Origin of the sequence: Pseudomonas sp. BNK-45, assembly GCF_047456255.1 — a bacterium.
Taxonomy (GTDB): Bacteria; Pseudomonadota; Gammaproteobacteria; order Pseudomonadales; family Pseudomonadaceae; genus Aquipseudomonas.
The window spans coordinates 6,529,894-6,546,034 of record NZ_CP179909.1 but is presented as its reverse complement, the minus strand read 5'-3'; the positions used below and the strand labels follow the sequence as shown (position 1 = coordinate 6,546,034).

Genomic DNA, 16,141 nt, shown 5'->3' with positions numbered 1-16,141 from the left:
CGGTTACTCGGGCTGCGGCTGATAACCCATGCGCCAGCTCACGGCGGCGCTGGCCGCCAGCAGGCGCTGGGCCGCCGGCCCATGTTCATCGGCGTGAAACAGCGAAGTCGGTCCCACCACGGTCAGCACGGCGGCGATCTTGCCGGTGGCATCGAACACCGGGGCCGACAGCGCATCGACCCCGGGCATCAGCAGGCCGTGGACATGGTGCAGGCCGCGCTGGCGAATCTGCTGCGCCAGTGCATCGTGAACCTGGGGATCGGCCAGTGCATGGGGCTCGCTGCCGGCCAGTTCCTGCTGACGCAGGTCGAGGGTTTCCCGTTGTGGCAGGTAGGCGTTGAACACCAGGCCGGTGGATGAACTGAGCAGCGGCAGCACCGAACCCAGTTGAGTGACCACGGTCACCGCCCGTACCGCCGGTTCGATGTGCACCACGGTCGCGCCCTGGTTGCCCCACACCGCGAGGAAGCAGGTTTCGTTCAACTCATCCCGCAGTTCTGCCAGGGGCAGGGCACCGACCTTCAGCACATCCATGCTGCCCAGGGCCGCGAGGCCGACCCGCAGGGCTTCGCGACCCAGGCCGTAATGATTGGTGGCGGTGTTCTGCTCGGCAAAACCGCTGGCGATCAACGCCTGCAGATAACGGTGCACCTTGCTCGCCGGCATCTGCACATGTTCGGCCAGACGCGAAAGAGAAGTGGCCGGTGACAGTTCGGCCAGGGCCTTGAGGATGTCGGTGCCGACTTCGGCCGAGCGGACTTTCTGTTTACCGGTGCTGTCGCTGGTGCTGCGCGGCTTTTCCATGGAGGTGTCGGGGTCCCGTGACAAGTGGCGGTCTTTATAGCTTGACGCTCATAGGCAATCAAATTACGTTATGCGTAATTGGATTACGATAAAAATAACCCAGGCGTGCCGATAACTCTTGTGAAGGAGTAGTGGGCCCCTGCCTATTCCAACTTCCAGGAGGCTCCATGAACCTCGATTCTTCGGCGTCGGCCCTCAGCTACCAATCGGGCTTCGGCAATGAATTCGCCAGCGAAGCCCTGCCGGGCGCACTGCCCGTCGGCCAGAACTCCCCGCAAAAAGCCCCTTACGGCCTGTACGCCGAACTGTTTTCCGGCACCGCCTTCACCATGACTCGCAGCGAAGCCCGGCGCACCTGGATGTACCGCATCCAGCCTTCGGCCAAGCACCCGGCTTTCGCCAAGCTGGCGCGGCAACTGGCAGGCGGCCCGTTGGGTGAAGTCACCCCCAACCGCCTGCGCTGGAGCCCCTTGCAGATACCTGGCGAGCCCACCGACTTCATCGACGGCCTGGTGGCCATGGTGGCCAACTCGGCGGCGCAGCATCCGGCCGGTATCAGCGTCTATCACTACCGCGCCAACCGCTCGATGGAGCGGGTGTTCTTCAACGCCGATGGCGAGTTGCTGCTGGTGCCGGAACTGGGCCGCCTGCGCATCGTCACCGAGTTGGGCGTGCTGCAGCTGGAGCCGCTGGAGATTGCCGTGCTGCCCCGCGGCCTGAAATTCCGCGTCGAGCTGCTGGACCCGCAAGCCCGTGGCTATGTCGCCGAGAACCACGGTGCGCCATTGCGCCTGCCGGACCTCGGGCCCATTGGCAGCAACGGCCTGGCCAACCCTCGCGACTTCCTGGCGCCGGTGGCCCATTACGAAGACCTGCGCCAGCCCACCACGCTCATCCAGAAGTACCTCGGCGAACTCTGGGGCTGCGAGCTCGACCACTCGCCGCTGAACGTCGTCGCCTGGCACGGCAACAACGTGCCGTACAAATACGACCTGCGCCGTTTCAACACCATCGGCACGGTCAGCTTCGACCACCCGGACCCGTCGATCTTCACCGTCTTGACCTCGCCCACCAGCGTGCCGGGCCTGGCCAACCTGGATTTCGTGATCTTCCCGCCACGCTGGATGGTGGCCGAGAACACCTTCCGTCCACCGTGGTTCCACCGCAACCTGATGAACGAGTTCATGGGCCTGATCCAGGGCGCCTACGATGCCAAGGCCGAAGGCTTCCTGCCCGGCGGGGCGTCGCTGCACAGCTGCATGAGCGCCCACGGCCCGGACGGCGAAACCTGCACCAAGGCGATCAACGTCGAGCTGCAGCCGGCCAAGATCGACAACACCATGGCCTTCATGTTCGAAACCAGCCAGGTGCTGCGCCCGAGCCAGTTCGCCCTGGAATGCCCGGAGCTGCAGAACGACTACGATGCTTGCTGGGCCTCGCTGCCCGTCACCTTCAACCCGAATCGGAGATAACCCATGACCTTGCCCACCATCACCCGTAGCTGGGTCGAGTCCGCCAACGGTCACCCCGACTTCCCGTTGCAGAACCTGCCCCTGGGCGTCTTCAGCACCCAGGGTTCGGCGCCCCGCAGCGGGGTCGCCATCGGCGAACAGATTTTCGACCTGGAAGCGGCGCTGGACGCCGGCCTGTTCGAAGGCCAGGCCAAGGCCGCGGTGCAAGCCGCCCGTGGTGGTCAGTTGAACGCGTTCTTCGAGCTCGGCCGCCCGGCCCGGGTCGCCCTGCGTGAGCGCCTGCTGGAGTTGCTGGGCGAAGGCAGCAGCCTGCGCGGCAAGATCGAGGCCCTGGGCGCGAAACTGCTGCCCCTGGCGGCCGATTGCCAGATGCACTTGCCGGCCAAGATCAATGACTACACCGACTTCTATGTGGGCATCGAGCACGCGCAGAACGTCGGCAAGCTGTTCCGCCCCGACAACCCCCTGCTGCCCAACTACAAGTACGTGCCCATCGGTTATCACGGCCGGGCCTCGACCATCCGGGTTTCCGGTGCCGACGTGCGCCGGCCCAAGGGCCAGACCCTGCCGGCCGGGCAGAGCGAGCCGACCTTCGGCCCCTGCGCGCGGCTGGACTACGAGCTGGAGCTGGGGATCTGGATCGGCCAGGGCAACGAGATGGGCGAGCCGATCGCGATTGGCGACGCCGCCGAGCACATCGCCGGCTTCTGCCTGCTCAACGACTGGTCGGCGCGGGATATCCAGGCCTGGGAATACCAGCCGCTGGGCCCGTTCCTGTCGAAGAGCTTCATCACCAGCATTTCGCCCTGGGTGGTGACTGCCGAAGCCCTGGAGCCGTTTCGCCAGGCCCAGGCGCAGCGTCCGGAAGGCGATCCGCAACCGCTGCCGTACCTGCTGGACCCGCGCGACCAGGCCGCTGGCGGCTTCGACATCGAACTGGAAGTGCTGCTGATCACCCAGGCCATGCGCGAGCAGGGCCTGCCGGCTCATCGCCTGACCCTGAGCAACACCCAGTACATGTACTGGACCGTGGCGCAGATGGTCGCGCACCACAGCGTCAACGGTTGCCAGTTGCAGGCGGGCGACCTGTTTGGTTCGGGCACCTTGTCCGGTCCGCAGAGCGGCCAGTTCGGCAGCCTGCTGGAGATCACCGAGGGCGGCAAGAAACCCATCGAGCTGGCCTCCGGCGAGGTGCGCAAGTTCCTCGAAGACGGCGATGAAATCATCCTGCGCGGGCGTTGCCGCCGCGAAGGCTTCGCCTCCATCGGCTTCGGCGAATGCCGTGGCACGGTCCAACCGGCGCGTTAAGGGAGAGCCCCATGCAGCTCTATACCTACTACCGTTCCACCGCGTCCTATCGGGTGCGGATTGCCCTGGCCCTCAAGGGCCTGGATTTCCAGGCCATCCCGGTCAACCTGCTGGTGCCCAAGGGCGGCGCCAACCGCCAGCCGGAATACCTGGAGATCAACCCCCAGGGGCGGGTACCGGCGCTGCGCACCGATGACGGCGACCTGCTGATCCAGTCCCTGGCGATCATCGAGTACCTGGAGGAACGTTATCCACAGGTGCCGCTGCTGTCCGAGGACCTGGCCAGCCGTGCCCGGGAACGGGCGGTGGCGGCAATCATCGGCTGCGACGTCCATCCGCTGCACAACTCCAGCACCCTCAATCTGTTGCGCGAGTGGGGGCATGAGGAAGAACAGTTGCTGGTGTGGATCGACCACTGGATCAGCCAGGGCCTGGCGGCCTTGGAACAGCTGATCGGCGATCAGGGGTTCTGTTTCGGCGCCGAGCCGGGGCTGGCCGATGTGTTCCTGATTCCCCAGCTGTACGCGGCCGAGCGTTTCAAGGTGTCCCTGGAAAACTACCCGCGGATTCTCCGGGTCGCGGCCCTGGCGGCCGAACACCCGGCGTTCCAGGCCGCGCACCCGGCCAACCAGCCGGACACCCCGGCCTGAGCCTGCGCGCGGCCCCTGCATCCGGGGCCGCGCGGCATCCGCATCACCCGGGCCCCGCAAGGGGGCCCGAGCGGTCACCACCGGTGACCTGTGCAACACCGCTGCCCATCACCATAAAAAACCGAACAGGTACCTTGCGATGCAAAATCAGATTGCCAGCTTTCGCGCGGCGCTCGACGCCCGCCCGGTGTCCCGCTACCAGTGGTTGCTCCTGTTGCTTCTCGCCTTGCTGTTGGTCACCGATGGCTACGATGCCCAGGTCCTGGGTTATGTGGTGCCGGCCCTGGCTCAGGACTGGGGCCTGGAAAAGGCTGCCTTCGGCCCGGTGTTCAGCGCCAACCTGTTGGGCTTGACCCTGGGCTCCCTGGCAGTGACGCCCCTGGCGGACCGTTTTGGCGTGCGGCGCATCCTGCTTTGCTGTGTGCTGATCTACGCCAGCCTGACGGTGCTGATGGTGTTCGCCCATTCTCTGCAGAGCCTGATGGTGGCGCGCTTTATCTGCGGCATCGGCATGGGTGGGGCGATGCCCAGCGCCATGGCGCTGATGTCGGAATACTCGCCGCCGCGCCTGCGCACCCTGATGGTCACCCTGGCGGCCTGTGGTTTCTCCTTTGGCGGTGCTGCCGGTGGTTTTGTGGCCGCCGGCTTTATCGATCGCTTTGGTTGGGAGGCGGTGTTCCTTGCCGGTGGCATCACCCCGCTGCTGTTGTTTCCTTTCCTGCTCTGGCGCTTGCCCGAATCGCTGCCGCGGCTGCTGCGCGATGCACCGCCTTATGCGCGGCTGCGCAAGCTCACCGCACAGATGCTTCCGGGTTGGCAGCCGCCGGCTGCCGAGCTGGGCCGCGACGAAGCGCAGGCGGACAGCAAGCTCACGGTGCTGGAACTGTTTCGCCACGGTTATGCGCGGCCGACCCTGCTGATCTGGTCGACCTTTTTCGTCAGCCTGATCCTGCTGTATTTCATGATCAGCTGGCTGCCGACGCTGCTGCTGGAGAGTGGCCTGGCGCTGCAGCAGGCCAACCTGGTGACCTCGATGTTCCTCTTTGCCGGCACCCTCGGCGCGATCTGCATGGCCTGGTTCGCCGACCGCCTGAAACGCAAGGTGCGCCTGCTGGCCGCGGTGCTCAGCGCCGCCGCACTGTGCACCGTGCTACTGGGGTTGAACCACGACAACCCGCGCTACCTGGTGCTGTTCGTGTTTGCCGCGGGCTTCTGCATCATCGGTGGCCAGTTGACCCTGAATGCCTTCGCCAGCAACTTCTACCCGGCCCAGGTGCGTGCCACCGGCACCGGCTGGGCTTTGGGCGTGGGGCGTTTCGGTTCGATCCTCGGTCCGCTGTTCGGCAGCATGCTGCTGGCGATGCATATTCCGGTGCAGCAGATTTTCTTCTTCTGCGCGATTCCGGCCCTGCTTGCGGCGTTGTTGATCATCCAGGTGCGTTCGCCTCTGGCGTCGGCCTCGGGTGAGGCGGGGCCGGCCGTGCAACGGCAGGCCCCGCTCAAGTCCTGAGGGGCAGGGTGGTTCAGCGTGCCAGGTGCTTGATCATCGGCACGCAGGCCAGGGTCAGGCCCCGGGGCGACTGGTACTGGGCAATGCGCTCGCCGACAAAGCCGCAGCGGCGATAGAAGTCGGCGGCGTTCAGGGTCGAATCCAGGATCAGGTGGGGCAACTCGGCCTCCAGCGCCCGTTCTTCGAGGTACTCCATCATCTTGCGGCCGATGCCGCGTCCCATGTAGGCCGGGTCGACGAACACCGCGTCGACCTGCCCGGTCTCCAGGTCGAGCATGCCGCTGGCGGTCACCTGATTGTCGATGACCGCGACATGGCCGGTGTTTTCCACCACTTCGATGAAGTAGTCGCTCAGTTCGCCAGCCGTCCAGACCTGGAGGTCCGCTTCGGGGTAATGGCCGGCGCACTGCTGGTTGATGGCCAGGTTGCGAATGTCGAAGACCCGTTGTGCGTCGGCGCCGTGGGCTTTTCTGATGAGCATGCTGTGTCCGTTCCCTGGAGTTAGCCGCCCATCCTGCCAGAGCCCGGGCGCTGCTGTCATGCGGCCCTGGCCTGTATCAGCAACAGCCCCCAGCCGGTGGGCAGGGTGCCGTCTGCGCATTGCAAGTGCCGGGTGGCGTCGTGCAGCTCCTGCTTCATCCTGGCGCGGTTGGCAGGGCTCAGGCGATCCAGGTCGTAGGTGTCGCCGAGGGCAACCCAGAGTTCCTCGAAGGTTGGCGTCCAGGGCAGGTCCAGGTCTTCGAAGTGCAGCGCGGTGAAGTGCCGGCCCAGCAGTTGCCGCCAGCCATCCTCCGACTGCGCCCGTGGGTCCACCAGGGGCAGGTGCGCCAGGTGGTCGCGTCGGGCGGCGGCGCGGAACACCTGCAGGTAGTGCTGGCCCAGTTCCCCGAGGAGAAATTCCCGGCCGACCACCGCTGACAGTTGGCCGCCCGGGACCAGCACTCGATGAGCCTCCTGCAGCACCTGCTCGATATCGCTCATGAGCATCAGCGCCAGGTGGGAAAGCACCGCGTCGACGCTGGCGCTGGCGAGGGAAAGGGCTTGCGCCCGCTCCTCCAGCAGCAGGCCCCGGCCCGCCAGGCGCACATGGGCCGCCTGTAATTCGGTGGCGCTCATGTCGACCCCGAGCAACCGTGCCGTGGGGTGGTGCCTGGCCAGCAGGTCGAGCAGGAAACCGTCGCCGCAACCCAGGTCCAGCACCCGCGCCTCGGGTGGCAGGGCCTTGAGGGTGGTTGCCAGTATGTCGTAGGAGGAACCACGCCCTGCCAGGCTCAGCCCGGCGAAGGCCGGTGGCGTGGTGCCGGGGTGGCGCTGGTGGAAATCCTGGAGGAAGCGTTCGGCGCTGTTCATGCTTTTTCATCCTTGCAGCAGGCGGGTGGGCGGCGGGCATTGTTGCACGGCAGGCGCGGAACCGCGGGGGGATTCAGTGCACGATGGTGTTGGGCGGCAGGTGCCCCAGGCGTTCGGTCAGGCGCAGGCGCTGGATCGGGTCGTCGCTGAGCAGCAGGGCGTGCTCCAGGTCGAAGCGCTCGGCATTCGGGCATTCCAGGCGCTGGTAGAGGCTGGCCCGGGCCAGGTAGTCGGCGGCGGTGCCATTGCCCAGCTCCAGTACGCGCTCGGCATTGATCAGGGCCCCCAGGTGGTCGTCGTAGGACAGGTGCAACTGGCGCAGGTTGCGCGACAGGCGCTGGAACATCTGCGTGGGCTCGGCGCTGACCAGGTGTTCGGCACTGAGCTTGATGTGGGCACCGTATTGGCGTTGCAGCAGTTCCCGGCAGTCGGCGGGGTACAAGCGGCGTCCGCCGCAGGGATCGAGCAAATGATCGGCGCCGGGCACCCGCAGCAGGAAGTGCCCGGGGAAGTTCACGCCCACCAGGGGAATCTGCAAGCGTTGCGCCAGCTCCAGGGCGATCAGCGCCAGGGCCAGGGGTTGTCCGCGACGCGTTTCCAGGACCTTGTCCATCAGCGCTGCCTGGGGCCGCAGGGGCAGGTGTTCGTCCTGCTGGAAGCCCAGGTCGTTCATCCGGCGCAACAGCGGCTGGCCCAGTTCGTTTGCCGGCAGAGGGGGCAGGCTGTGGCCGATCTGCTGTTGGATCTCCTTGAAGGCTTCCAGCTGGCGTTCGGGGACCAGTTGCGGGGCGTGTTCGGCGGCAATCCACAGGGCCGCTTCCAGCAGAGCGGGCGGCGAGCGGTGCAGGCAGGCGAAAAAGGCTTGGCGCGGGTTCATCTCAACCTCCGACGGATGCCTCGTTTTAGCCTCGTGGCGCCGCTTCGTCCAGTGCTGACACAGGTGGTTGCAGGTTATTTCCCAATGCCTGCAAACACTCTCGGCTTATTCCTGCGCGGCGCAGCAAATTCCAGGCGCAAGCCTATACTGGCGACTACCAGAAGTGATTCGGGAGCCTGTCGATGTTTGCTCTCATGCACAGCACCCGCCTTGAATCGCTGCACCTCAGCGTCGACCCCAGCACCGGGTTGAAGGCAGTGATCGCCATCCACAACAACCGCCTGGGGCCCGCCCTGGGCGGTTGCCGTTATCTGGCCTATCCCGACGCCACCAGTGCTGTGGAAGATGCTGCGCGCCTGGCCCGGGGCATGAGTTACAAGGCCGCCCTGGCCGGATTGCCGCAAGGTGGCGGTACCGCGGTGATCATCCGCCCGGCCCATGTGGAAAATCGCGCCGCGCTGTTCGAGGCCTTTGGCCGCTGCGTCGAGCAACTGGACGGCCGCTACATCACCGCCATCGACAGCGGCACCTCGGTGGCCGACATGGACTGCATCGCCCAGCAGACTCGCTATGTCACCAGCACCAGCGCTGCCGGCGATCCTTCGCCCCACGCTGCCATGGGGGTGTTCGCCGGCATCCGCAGCACGGCCATGGCGCGCCTGGGCAGCGACAACCTGGAAGGCCTGCGGGTGGCGATCCAGGGCCTGGGCAACGTCGGCTTCGCCCTGGCCGAACAACTGCATGCGGTCGGGGCCGAACTGCTGGTCAGCGACATCGATGCCGGCAAGGTGCAACTGGCCATGGAGCAACTGGGCGCCCATCCGATTGCCAACGATGCGCTGCTCAGCACCCCCTGCGACATCCTTGCGCCGTGCGGCCTGGGGGCCGTGCTCAACAGTCATAGCGTGGCGCAATTGCGCTGCGCGGCGGTGGCGGGGTCGGCCAACAACCAACTGACCAACCTGGAGGTGGCCGACCAGCTTGAACGTCGCGGCATCCTTTATGCGCCGGATTACGTGATCAATGCCGGTGGGCTGATTTATGTCTCGCTCAAGCACCGGGGCGAGGAGCTGTCGACCATCACCGCCCACCTCTCGAAGATCAGTTCACGGCTGACCGAAGTCTTCGCCCACGCCCAGGCGGAAAAACGTTCCCCGGCGCGGGTGGCCGATGAGCTGGCGGAGCGGGTGCTGTATCGCTAGGCCCAGGCCTTCATCCTTGCCCACGCCCTCTGTAGTATCTGGCCCCGAAAACGCGGCGCTGAACCCGCCCCCTGACAGGCCCAATGGACAAGGAATGTATTCGACGATGCGTGAAGCACTGGATAGTGGGCTGGATGAGCAGCTGTCTTGCCTGTTGCGGGTGGGGGCGGATATGGAGTCGGTGCGCAATATTCTTGTGTTGTACCGGGACAGGGGCTTTTCGGCGGCGGCGGTGTACAACTACCTGGCATTACTCAGGCTTGATGCATCCGATGCGGTCGAGGACCGAATCCTGGAAGCCATGGATATCGCGTCCGGCCATTGCTCGGCAGGTTGCAGGGTATGGGGCGTTGGGCAATGACCGTGGCAGATGCGGACAAAACGTTTGCCGAGTGTTCAGTCAGGGATCTGCAGCGATACGCTGCGACCTGCCTGGAGGCGTACTGCCAGGGGAAGGGCATTCGCCATTGCGCTGTCGATGCGCTGATCCGGTACCTCAAGGATTATCCGGACAGGGGTTCTGTACTGGCCTGGGAGAGGGCCGGGGCCTTGCTGGCGTTGAATGGTCGCGGGGATGACTGGCCACAGGACCTTGTCGCTCTGATACCGCCCTCGGAGACCGAGGCGTTCTCCAGCCTGGTCGACAGCGCGGTGGAGGTTGGCCTTGTCGACCTGTTTGGCGAATCGACGGATTTGCCGGTGACCTTTGTGCGCAAGATCATTTCCATACTGCGTGGCCACTCTCTCGATCTGCCCGAGTTGCCGGGACCAAGGGCCATTTGAGCGGCCGTTGTGCAAGCCGCTTTCGGTTATCCGCAGGCATGAAAAAAGCCCTGGGTCATGGACACAGGGCTGATTCAATTCGCGTGAAACCTACTTTGCCGCCTTGGCCGCTTTCGCCGGTTTGGCTGGCGCCTCGGCTTCGGCAGGTTGCTGCGCCTCGACCGCTTCCACCACGGGTGCGGGGGCGCTGAGCAACTCGGACAACGCATCCGGCTGGCTCTTGAATGCCTTGGCGAACACATCGCGATTTTTCGCCATGTAGATCCCGGCTTCTTCCACCTGCTGCTCGCTCAACGACGGCACGGCTTTTTGCAACACTTGCGCCAGCAATTCAGCCAGTTCGAGCATTTTGTCATGACGGTCAGCTTCGGCTTTATCCATGAACAAGCGCTCCAGATCTCGGCTGCTGCGGTATACCACTTCGACGGCCATTCACCACCTCACATGCCTTCACGATAATGGGTCTGTATAAATACTGTATCTATATACAGGTCGAGAGAATAGGCGAATCCTTTTCCCTTGGATAGTGGCTTTTTAATGTAGACGGATTTTTTTTCCCGGGCCGATTGTTACCGGGCCGTGCCTCGTTGCGGGTGGCCACCATCTCATTGACGGCTCCTGGCCTTTTTTCTGCATGCAGAACAATCGTCACGTCCAATCCGCATCATCCGGTCGAACCGACCTAAGGAAGTACCATCGTGAAAATCAATTGGGCCGAGAACCTGCGGCAGAACGTCCATCAGTTGGCCGAATCCCTGGGCAACCTGTTCGTCGAGACATTCCATTACCTGGCGCTGTTCGCCATCGGTGCGGTGACCGCCTGGGCCGCGGTGATGGAATTCTTGCAGATGATCGAGGCAGGGCACATCAAGATCGATGACATCCTGCTGTTGTTCATCTACCTGGAGTTGGGGGCGATGGTCGGTATCTACTTCAAGACCAACCACATGCCGGTGCGCTTCCTGATCTACGTGGCGATCACCGCGCTGACCCGGCTGCTGATCTCCAACGTTTCCCACCACAACCCGCCGGACCTGGGGATCATCTACCTGTGCGGCGGCATCCTGTTGCTGGCCTTCGCCATTCTGGTGGTGCGCTACGCCTCGTCGCAATTTCCCTCGGTGAAGATCGAGCATCCGCAGCGCAAGCTCGGCGCCGGCTCCGGCGAGCACCCGGAAGTGGAGAAGGGCGAGCTTTAAATCCTCAGGGCCTGGGGCGCGGGCTTGTGGCCGGCGGGCGGCAACTGCGCCAGGTTGTCGCCGTTGGTCATGGCTTCGAGGATGGCCACGGCGCTGTGGCCCTGTTCGATGGCGATGCCGAACTGGATGCTCTGCACCAGGCGCTTGATGCGTTGCGGGTCATTGCGCTGGGCCGCGCTGATGATGCGTTTGGCCACCACCCGACCGGCCTGGGACAGGGTCAGCATGATGCTGCCGTCCAGGCCCTGGATGCTCAGGTTGACCTGATAGTCCGGGGTGAAGGTGTCGGTAATCAGTTGGAAGGGGTTGTCCATGATGCCTCACCGCTTGATTGGGTCGTGCAGTCATTGACCGGCAGGGCGCGCAATAGGTTCGCGATTCCAGACCACTGGCCGGTCGTTCGCCGAGGGTTGTCTACGTCCGTGTGGCTCAAGGACGAACAAAGCAAGGGGCATGCCGGGAACCGCGGGAGGCAATGATTGCAGGGATAAAAAAGCGGACCGCAAGGTCCGCTTTTTTTATTCCGGTCCGTTTCAGGGCAGGAACGAGTAAATGATCGCAGACAGTGCGATCAGGCCGATCAACACCACGAACAGGTTCGACAGCTGGCCCGAGTACTGGCGCAGTGAAGGCACCCGCTGGATCGCGTACATCGGCATCAAAAACAGCAGGCAGGCAATCACCGGGCCGCCCAGGGTTTCGATCATGCCGAGGATGCTTGGGTTGAAGGTGGCCACGGCCCAGCAGGTGAGGACCATGAACAGCGCGGTGATCTTTTCCAGCTTGCCGGCCGACAGGACACGGCCGCGGCTGCGCAGGCTTTTCACGATCAGCCCCTGGAAGCCCTCGCTGGCGCCGATGTAGTGGCCCAGGAACGACTTGGTAATGGCCACCAGGGCGATCAGCGGCGCGGCGTAGGCAATCACCGGAGTCTGGAAGTGGTTGGCCAGGTAGGACAGGATCGAGATGTTCTGTTCCTTGGCCGCCACCAGGTCCACCGGCGACAGGGCCAGCACACAGCTGAAGCAGAAGAACATCACCGTCAGCACCATCATGCCGTGGGCAGTGGCCAGGATGCCGCTGCTCTTGCGCTCGGCCAGGGCACCGTACTGGCGCTTCTGATCCACCGCGAAGGCCGAGATGATCGGCGAGTGGTTGAAGGAAAACACCATCACCGGAATCGCCAGCCACAGGGTCTTGAAGAACAGCGGCAGGGCCATGCCTTCGCTGGCCGAGGCGAAGAAGGCGCCGTTCCAGTTGGGGATCAGGCTCAGGGCCAGGAGCAGCAAGGCGGCGACGAACGGATAGACCAGCAGGCTCATGGCCCGCACGATCACGCCCTGGCCGCAACGCACGATGGCCATCAGGCCGAGGATCAGCAGCAGCGACAGCAGCGCCCGGGGCGGTGGCGTCATGTGCAGCTGGTGCTCCATGAAACTGCCCAGGGTGTTGGTCAGGGCCACGCTGTACACCAGCAGGATCGGGAAGATGGCAAAGAAGTACAGCAGGGTGATCAGCTTGCCGGCGCCGATCCCGAAATGTTCCTCGACCACTTCGGTGATGTCCCCGGAGCGTCCGGAGAGGACGAAGCGGGTCAGGCCGCGGTGGGCGAAGAAGGTCATGGGAAAGGCCAGCAGCGCCAGCACGATCAGCGGCCAGAAGCCCCCGACCCCGGCGTTGATCGGCAGGAACAGGGTGCCGGCGCCGATGGCGGTGCCATACAGGCCGAGCATCCAGGTGGTGTCGTGCTTGCTCCAGCCCTGGTGGGCTGTCGCGGTGTCGCGGGGTGTGGCTACAGCAGGGTGTTCGGCAGCAGGTGTCGGTACATCGGTCATCGGTATCGCCTCGTTATTATTTTTGCTCGGGCTCACGTTTTACGGACGGTCAGGCAAGGCTCCTCAGCATTCCACCCAGCTCACCGCCAGGCCGCCCCGTGAAGTTTCTTTGTATTTGTCGTGCATATCGGCGCCGGTATCGCGCATGGTGCGGATCACCCGGTCCAGGGAAATGAAATGCTGGCCGTTGCCGCGCAGGGCCATCTGGGTGGCGTTGATCGCCTTCACCGCGGCAATCGCGTTGCGCTCGATGCACGGCACTTGCACCAGGCCGCCCACCGGGTCGCAGGTCAGGCCGAGGTTGTGTTCCAGGCCGATCTCGGCAGCGTTCTCCAGTTGCTCGGGCGTGGCGCCAAGAACTTCCGCCAGGCCGGCGGCGGCCATGGCGCAGGCCGAGCCCACTTCACCCTGGCAACCGACTTCGGCGCCGGAGATGGAAGCGTTCTTCTTGCACAGGATGCCCACGGCCGCGGCGCCGAGGAAAAAGCTCACGACGTCGTCGTCACAGGCCTGGGGATTGAACTTCATGTAGTAGTGCAGCACCGCCGGAATGATCCCCGCCGCACCATTGGTGGGGGCGGTGACCATGCGGCCGCCGGCGGCGTTTTCCTCGTTCACCGCCAGGGCGTAGAGGTTGACCCACTCCATGGCCGAGAGGGTCGAGGTGATGACGTTCGGCTTGCCGATTTCCAGCAGGCTGCGGTGCAGCTTGGCGGCGCGCCGCGGGACGTCGAGGCCGCCGGGCAGGGTGCCTTCGTGGCGCAGGCCCTGTTCGACGCACTCGCGCATCACCGACCAGATATGCAGCAGGCCGCTGCGGATTTCCGCATCGCTGCGCCAGGCCCGTTCGTTGGCCAGCATCAGTTCGCCGACCCGCAGCTTGTGGGTCTTGCACAGGGCCAGCAGTTCGGCGGCGCTGTTGAAGTCGTAAGGCAATTCGACGCTGGCAGCGGCGTCGGCACCGGTCTCGACCTGGGCGGCCTCGATGATGAAGCCACCGCCCACCGAGTAGTAGGTCTGCTCCAGCAGCATGCCCTGCTCGCCGGAGGCGCTCAGGGACATGGCGTTGGGATGGTAGGGCAGGCTTTCGTCCAGCAGCAGCAAGTCCTGCTGCCAGTCAAAGGCGATGGGCGTGCGTCCGCCCAGCAGCAGCTGGCCGCTTTCGCGCAGTTGCGCTATGCAAGGGTTGATGCTGCTGGGGTCGATGCTGTCTGGCCATTGGCCCATCAGGCCCATGACGCTGGCGCGGTCGGTGGCATGGCCGACGCCGGTGGCCGACAGCGAGCCGTAGAGGCGGATTTGCACCCGCTGCACCTGCTGCTCCAGGCCCTGGTCGAACAGTGCCTGGGCGAAGGTGGCGGCGGCGCGCATCGGGCCTACGGTGTGGGAACTGGAGGGGCCGATACCGACTTTGAAAAGATCGAAAACACTGATAGCCATGCTAAAGCCTTACAAGCAATGGACGGTGGATCGCTGCCATTTTTTGTAGGCCAAGCGCAATGTCGGCGATACTGCCCGGGTCGGTCGCGGCTGACCAACGAAAATTCCTAAGAGATCCTTTAGCAGGACTAAACGATGAGTCGTCAGTTTCATGCCCAGACCTATGTCTGGCTGCATGTGTTTTCCTGTGCCGCGCGGCACCTGTCCTTCACTCGCTGTGCCGAAGAACTGCACATCACCCCCGGCGCGGTGAGCCAGCAGATTCGCCAGTTGGAAGAGCGCCTGGGGCTGCGCCTGTTTCATCGCCGGCCCCGGGGCGTCGAGCTGAGTGCCGAGGGCCAGCGGCTGGCGCTGACGGTGAGCGAGGCCTACGGCAGCATCGATGCGGAACTGCGGCGCCTGGACGCGGGAATGATCAGCGGCACCTTGCGCCTGCGTTCGATCCCGTCGTTCCTTGGCAAGTGGCTGACCCCGCGTCTGCCGCGGCTGCAGCAGCGTTATCCGGAGATCCAGCTGCGCCTGGTGGCCGAAGACAGCAGCGTGGCCCTGCACGAAGGCGACTTCGATCTGGCCATCGACCTGAACGACGGCAGCTACCCCGGTTTGCAATCCACCGCGCTGCTGGATGAGCAGATCTTTCCTGTGTGTGCCCCGAGCCTCTTGCGTGGCCGACCGCCGCTGCACGGCCCGGCAGACCTGGCGCATTTTCCGCTGTTGCACGACATCACCGCCTGGCGCGGCAGCTACGAATACGCCGAATGGGAGTTCTACCTCAATGCCATTGGTTTCGAGGGCGCGGACGTACGCCGTGGCCATACCTTCAACCGCAATCACCTGACCATCGAGGCGGCGATTGCCGGCATGGGCGTGGCGATTGCCCGACGCACCCTGCTCAACGACGAGCTGGAGCGCGGCACCCTGATCGTGCCTTTCGGCCTGGCGGTGCCCAACCACAAGCGCTATGTGCTGCTCTATGCGCCGGGCGCGCTGAGTCATCCGGGCGTACGCGCGGTGCATGACTGGCTGGTGGAGGAGGCGGAGATTTTTCGCGGTCTGCACCCTCTGGGAGAGGGGCAATTGTGAGGGGGCAAGCGCGGTAGCCGAGTGGAGCTAACTCCCGACAGTAACAGTGCTTTTGCAGTTTGTCCGGGTTTATTTGCGTATGAATATTTATCTTTTTTTAGGGGTTGAAATGTTCGTCGCCGTGCCTAATTGTGTAACCAAGAGGTCACGAAACGCAGGTCCAAACGCCCTGCCTTGACCCTCTTACGAGCAAGCTGAAATAAGGGAAGAACTATGCAAATCCAAGTCCATAGCGATAACCATATTCAAAGCAGCCTTCGGATGGAGGAGTGGGTGCGCAGCACCGTTGAAAGCACGCTCGAACGCTACGAAGAAGATTTGACCCGGGTCGTGGTCCACCTGCGGGACGAGAACGGCGGCAAGTCGGGTCCGGACGATATGCGCTGCCAGCTGGAAGCCCGTCCGAAAGGTCACCAACCGATTTCCGTGACCCACAAGGCCGACACCCTGGAACAGGCCATCGATGGTGCCACCATCAAGCTGGAAAGCGCCCTGGAGCACATGTTCGGCAAACTGCGCGGCAAACGTGCGGCGGCCGTACCCAGCAGCGATGGCAGCGAGGCCGATGCCCTGCTTGAAGAAGAATTCCTGGAAAACCAACAGGCCGCGCTCAATAGCTGACGGCTGA

17 protein-coding genes and 1 pseudogene are annotated in these 16,141 nt (G+C 64.2%); 10 read left to right on the top strand and 8 right to left on the bottom strand.

Going from position 1 to position 16,141, the window contains the following annotated elements:
• Positions 1 to 3: 3 nt before the first annotated feature.
• A complete protein-coding gene (locus ACMGG8_RS29735) occupies positions 4 to 804 on the bottom strand; it encodes an IclR family transcriptional regulator (RefSeq protein ID WP_060837586.1) in 801 nt (266 codons plus the stop codon).
• 167 nt (positions 805 to 971) lie between these two features.
• Here ACMGG8_RS29735 and hmgA point away from each other — a divergent pair, with 167 nt between their 5' ends.
• From hmgA to ACMGG8_RS29715, 4 genes are all read left to right on the top strand, one after another.
• The gene (hmgA, locus tag ACMGG8_RS29730) at positions 972 to 2,276 is read left to right on the top strand and encodes a homogentisate 1,2-dioxygenase (RefSeq protein ID WP_060837587.1); all 1,305 of its coding nucleotides are present in this window, start codon (positions 972 to 974) and stop codon (positions 2,274 to 2,276) included.
• Positions 2,277 to 2,279: 3 nt separating this feature from the next.
• On the top strand, positions 2,280 to 3,584 hold the full coding sequence (gene fahA / locus ACMGG8_RS29725; protein ID WP_060837588.1) for a fumarylacetoacetase: 1,305 nt from the start codon (positions 2,280 to 2,282) through the stop codon (positions 3,582 to 3,584).
• Positions 3,585 to 3,595: 11 nt separating this feature from the next.
• On the top strand, positions 3,596 to 4,234 hold the full coding sequence (maiA, locus tag ACMGG8_RS29720; protein ID WP_060837589.1) for a maleylacetoacetate isomerase: 639 nt from the start codon (positions 3,596 to 3,598) through the stop codon (positions 4,232 to 4,234).
• Positions 4,235 to 4,373: 139 nt separating this feature from the next.
• On the top strand, positions 4,374 to 5,744 hold the full coding sequence (locus tag ACMGG8_RS29715; protein ID WP_414158896.1) for an MFS transporter: 1,371 nt from the start codon (positions 4,374 to 4,376) through the stop codon (positions 5,742 to 5,744).
• A gap of 13 nt (positions 5,745 to 5,757) precedes the next feature.
• Here ACMGG8_RS29715 and ACMGG8_RS29710 read toward each other — a convergent pair whose 3' ends face one another.
• The 3 genes from ACMGG8_RS29710 to ACMGG8_RS29700 all read right to left on the bottom strand — a co-directional run bounded on the left by ACMGG8_RS29710 (position 5,758) and on the right by ACMGG8_RS29700 (position 7,971).
• On the bottom strand, positions 5,758 to 6,225 hold the full coding sequence (locus tag ACMGG8_RS29710; RefSeq protein ID WP_414158895.1) for a GNAT family N-acetyltransferase: 468 nt from the start codon (positions 6,223 to 6,225) through the stop codon (positions 5,758 to 5,760).
• A gap of 56 nt (positions 6,226 to 6,281) precedes the next feature.
• On the bottom strand, positions 6,282 to 7,094 hold the full coding sequence (locus ACMGG8_RS29705) for a class I SAM-dependent methyltransferase (protein ID WP_015634199.1): 813 nt from the start codon (positions 7,092 to 7,094) through the stop codon (positions 6,282 to 6,284).
• Between the two features lie 73 nt (positions 7,095 to 7,167).
• Positions 7,168 to 7,971 (bottom strand): SirB1 family protein, encoded by an 804-nt coding sequence (locus tag ACMGG8_RS29700; protein WP_414158894.1) that lies wholly within the window; start codon positions 7,969 to 7,971, stop codon positions 7,168 to 7,170.
• Between the two features lie 182 nt (positions 7,972 to 8,153).
• On the opposite strand from ACMGG8_RS29700, the gene ACMGG8_RS29695 reads away from it, so the two are divergent.
• From ACMGG8_RS29695 to ACMGG8_RS29685, 3 genes are all read left to right on the top strand, one after another.
• Positions 8,154 to 9,173 carry a Leu/Phe/Val dehydrogenase gene (locus tag ACMGG8_RS29695; protein WP_060837593.1) on the top strand — a complete coding sequence of 340 codons (1,020 nt, stop codon included), beginning with the start codon at positions 8,154 to 8,156 and terminating at the stop codon, positions 9,171 to 9,173.
• Positions 9,174 to 9,279: 106 nt separating this feature from the next.
• Positions 9,280 to 9,534 carry a hypothetical protein gene (locus ACMGG8_RS29690; RefSeq protein WP_060842513.1) on the top strand — a complete coding sequence of 85 codons (255 nt, stop codon included), beginning with the start codon at positions 9,280 to 9,282 and terminating at the stop codon, positions 9,532 to 9,534.
• Complete coding sequence (locus ACMGG8_RS29685; RefSeq protein WP_414158893.1) at positions 9,531 to 9,956, top strand: hypothetical protein; 426 nt, start codon at positions 9,531 to 9,533, stop codon at positions 9,954 to 9,956. Before ACMGG8_RS29690 ends, ACMGG8_RS29685 begins: the two co-directional genes overlap by 4 nt.
• Before the next feature lie 177 nt (positions 9,957 to 10,133).
• Here ACMGG8_RS29685 and ACMGG8_RS29680 read toward each other — a convergent pair.
• Positions 10,134 to 10,388, bottom strand: a pseudogene (locus ACMGG8_RS29680) (YebG family protein); the annotation flags it as partial.
• A 266-nt stretch (positions 10,389 to 10,654) separates the two neighbouring features.
• Here ACMGG8_RS29680 and ACMGG8_RS29675 point away from each other — a divergent pair.
• Positions 10,655 to 11,155, top strand: coding sequence for a phosphate-starvation-inducible protein PsiE (locus tag ACMGG8_RS29675; protein WP_016968029.1), 501 nt, complete (start codon positions 10,655 to 10,657; stop codon positions 11,153 to 11,155).
• Here the strand turns inward: ACMGG8_RS29675 and ACMGG8_RS29670 are convergent.
• From ACMGG8_RS29670 to ACMGG8_RS29660, 3 genes are all read right to left on the bottom strand, one after another.
• Positions 11,152 to 11,469, bottom strand: coding sequence for a DUF3509 domain-containing protein (locus tag ACMGG8_RS29670; RefSeq protein ID WP_060837597.1), 318 nt, complete (start codon positions 11,467 to 11,469; stop codon positions 11,152 to 11,154). The two genes, ACMGG8_RS29675 and ACMGG8_RS29670, sit on opposite strands and share 4 nt — an antisense overlap.
• A gap of 219 nt (positions 11,470 to 11,688) precedes the next feature.
• Positions 11,689 to 12,990, bottom strand: a complete 1,302-nt coding sequence (locus tag ACMGG8_RS29665) for a serine/threonine transporter (protein WP_414158892.1) — start codon at positions 12,988 to 12,990, stop codon at positions 11,689 to 11,691.
• A gap of 63 nt (positions 12,991 to 13,053) precedes the next feature.
• Positions 13,054 to 14,430, bottom strand: coding sequence for an L-serine ammonia-lyase (locus ACMGG8_RS29660; protein WP_108544321.1), 1,377 nt, complete (start codon positions 14,428 to 14,430; stop codon positions 13,054 to 13,056).
• Between the two features lie 135 nt (positions 14,431 to 14,565).
• Between ACMGG8_RS29660 and ACMGG8_RS29655 the strand changes: the two genes are divergently transcribed.
• Positions 14,566 to 15,513 carry a LysR substrate-binding domain-containing protein gene (locus ACMGG8_RS29655; RefSeq protein WP_060837600.1) on the top strand — a complete coding sequence of 316 codons (948 nt, stop codon included), beginning with the start codon at positions 14,566 to 14,568 and terminating at the stop codon, positions 15,511 to 15,513.
• Between the two features lie 213 nt (positions 15,514 to 15,726).
• Positions 15,727 to 16,134, top strand: a complete 408-nt coding sequence (locus ACMGG8_RS29650; protein ID WP_060837601.1) for an HPF/RaiA family ribosome-associated protein — start codon at positions 15,727 to 15,729, stop codon at positions 16,132 to 16,134.
• Positions 16,135 to 16,141: the final 7 nt, after the last annotated feature.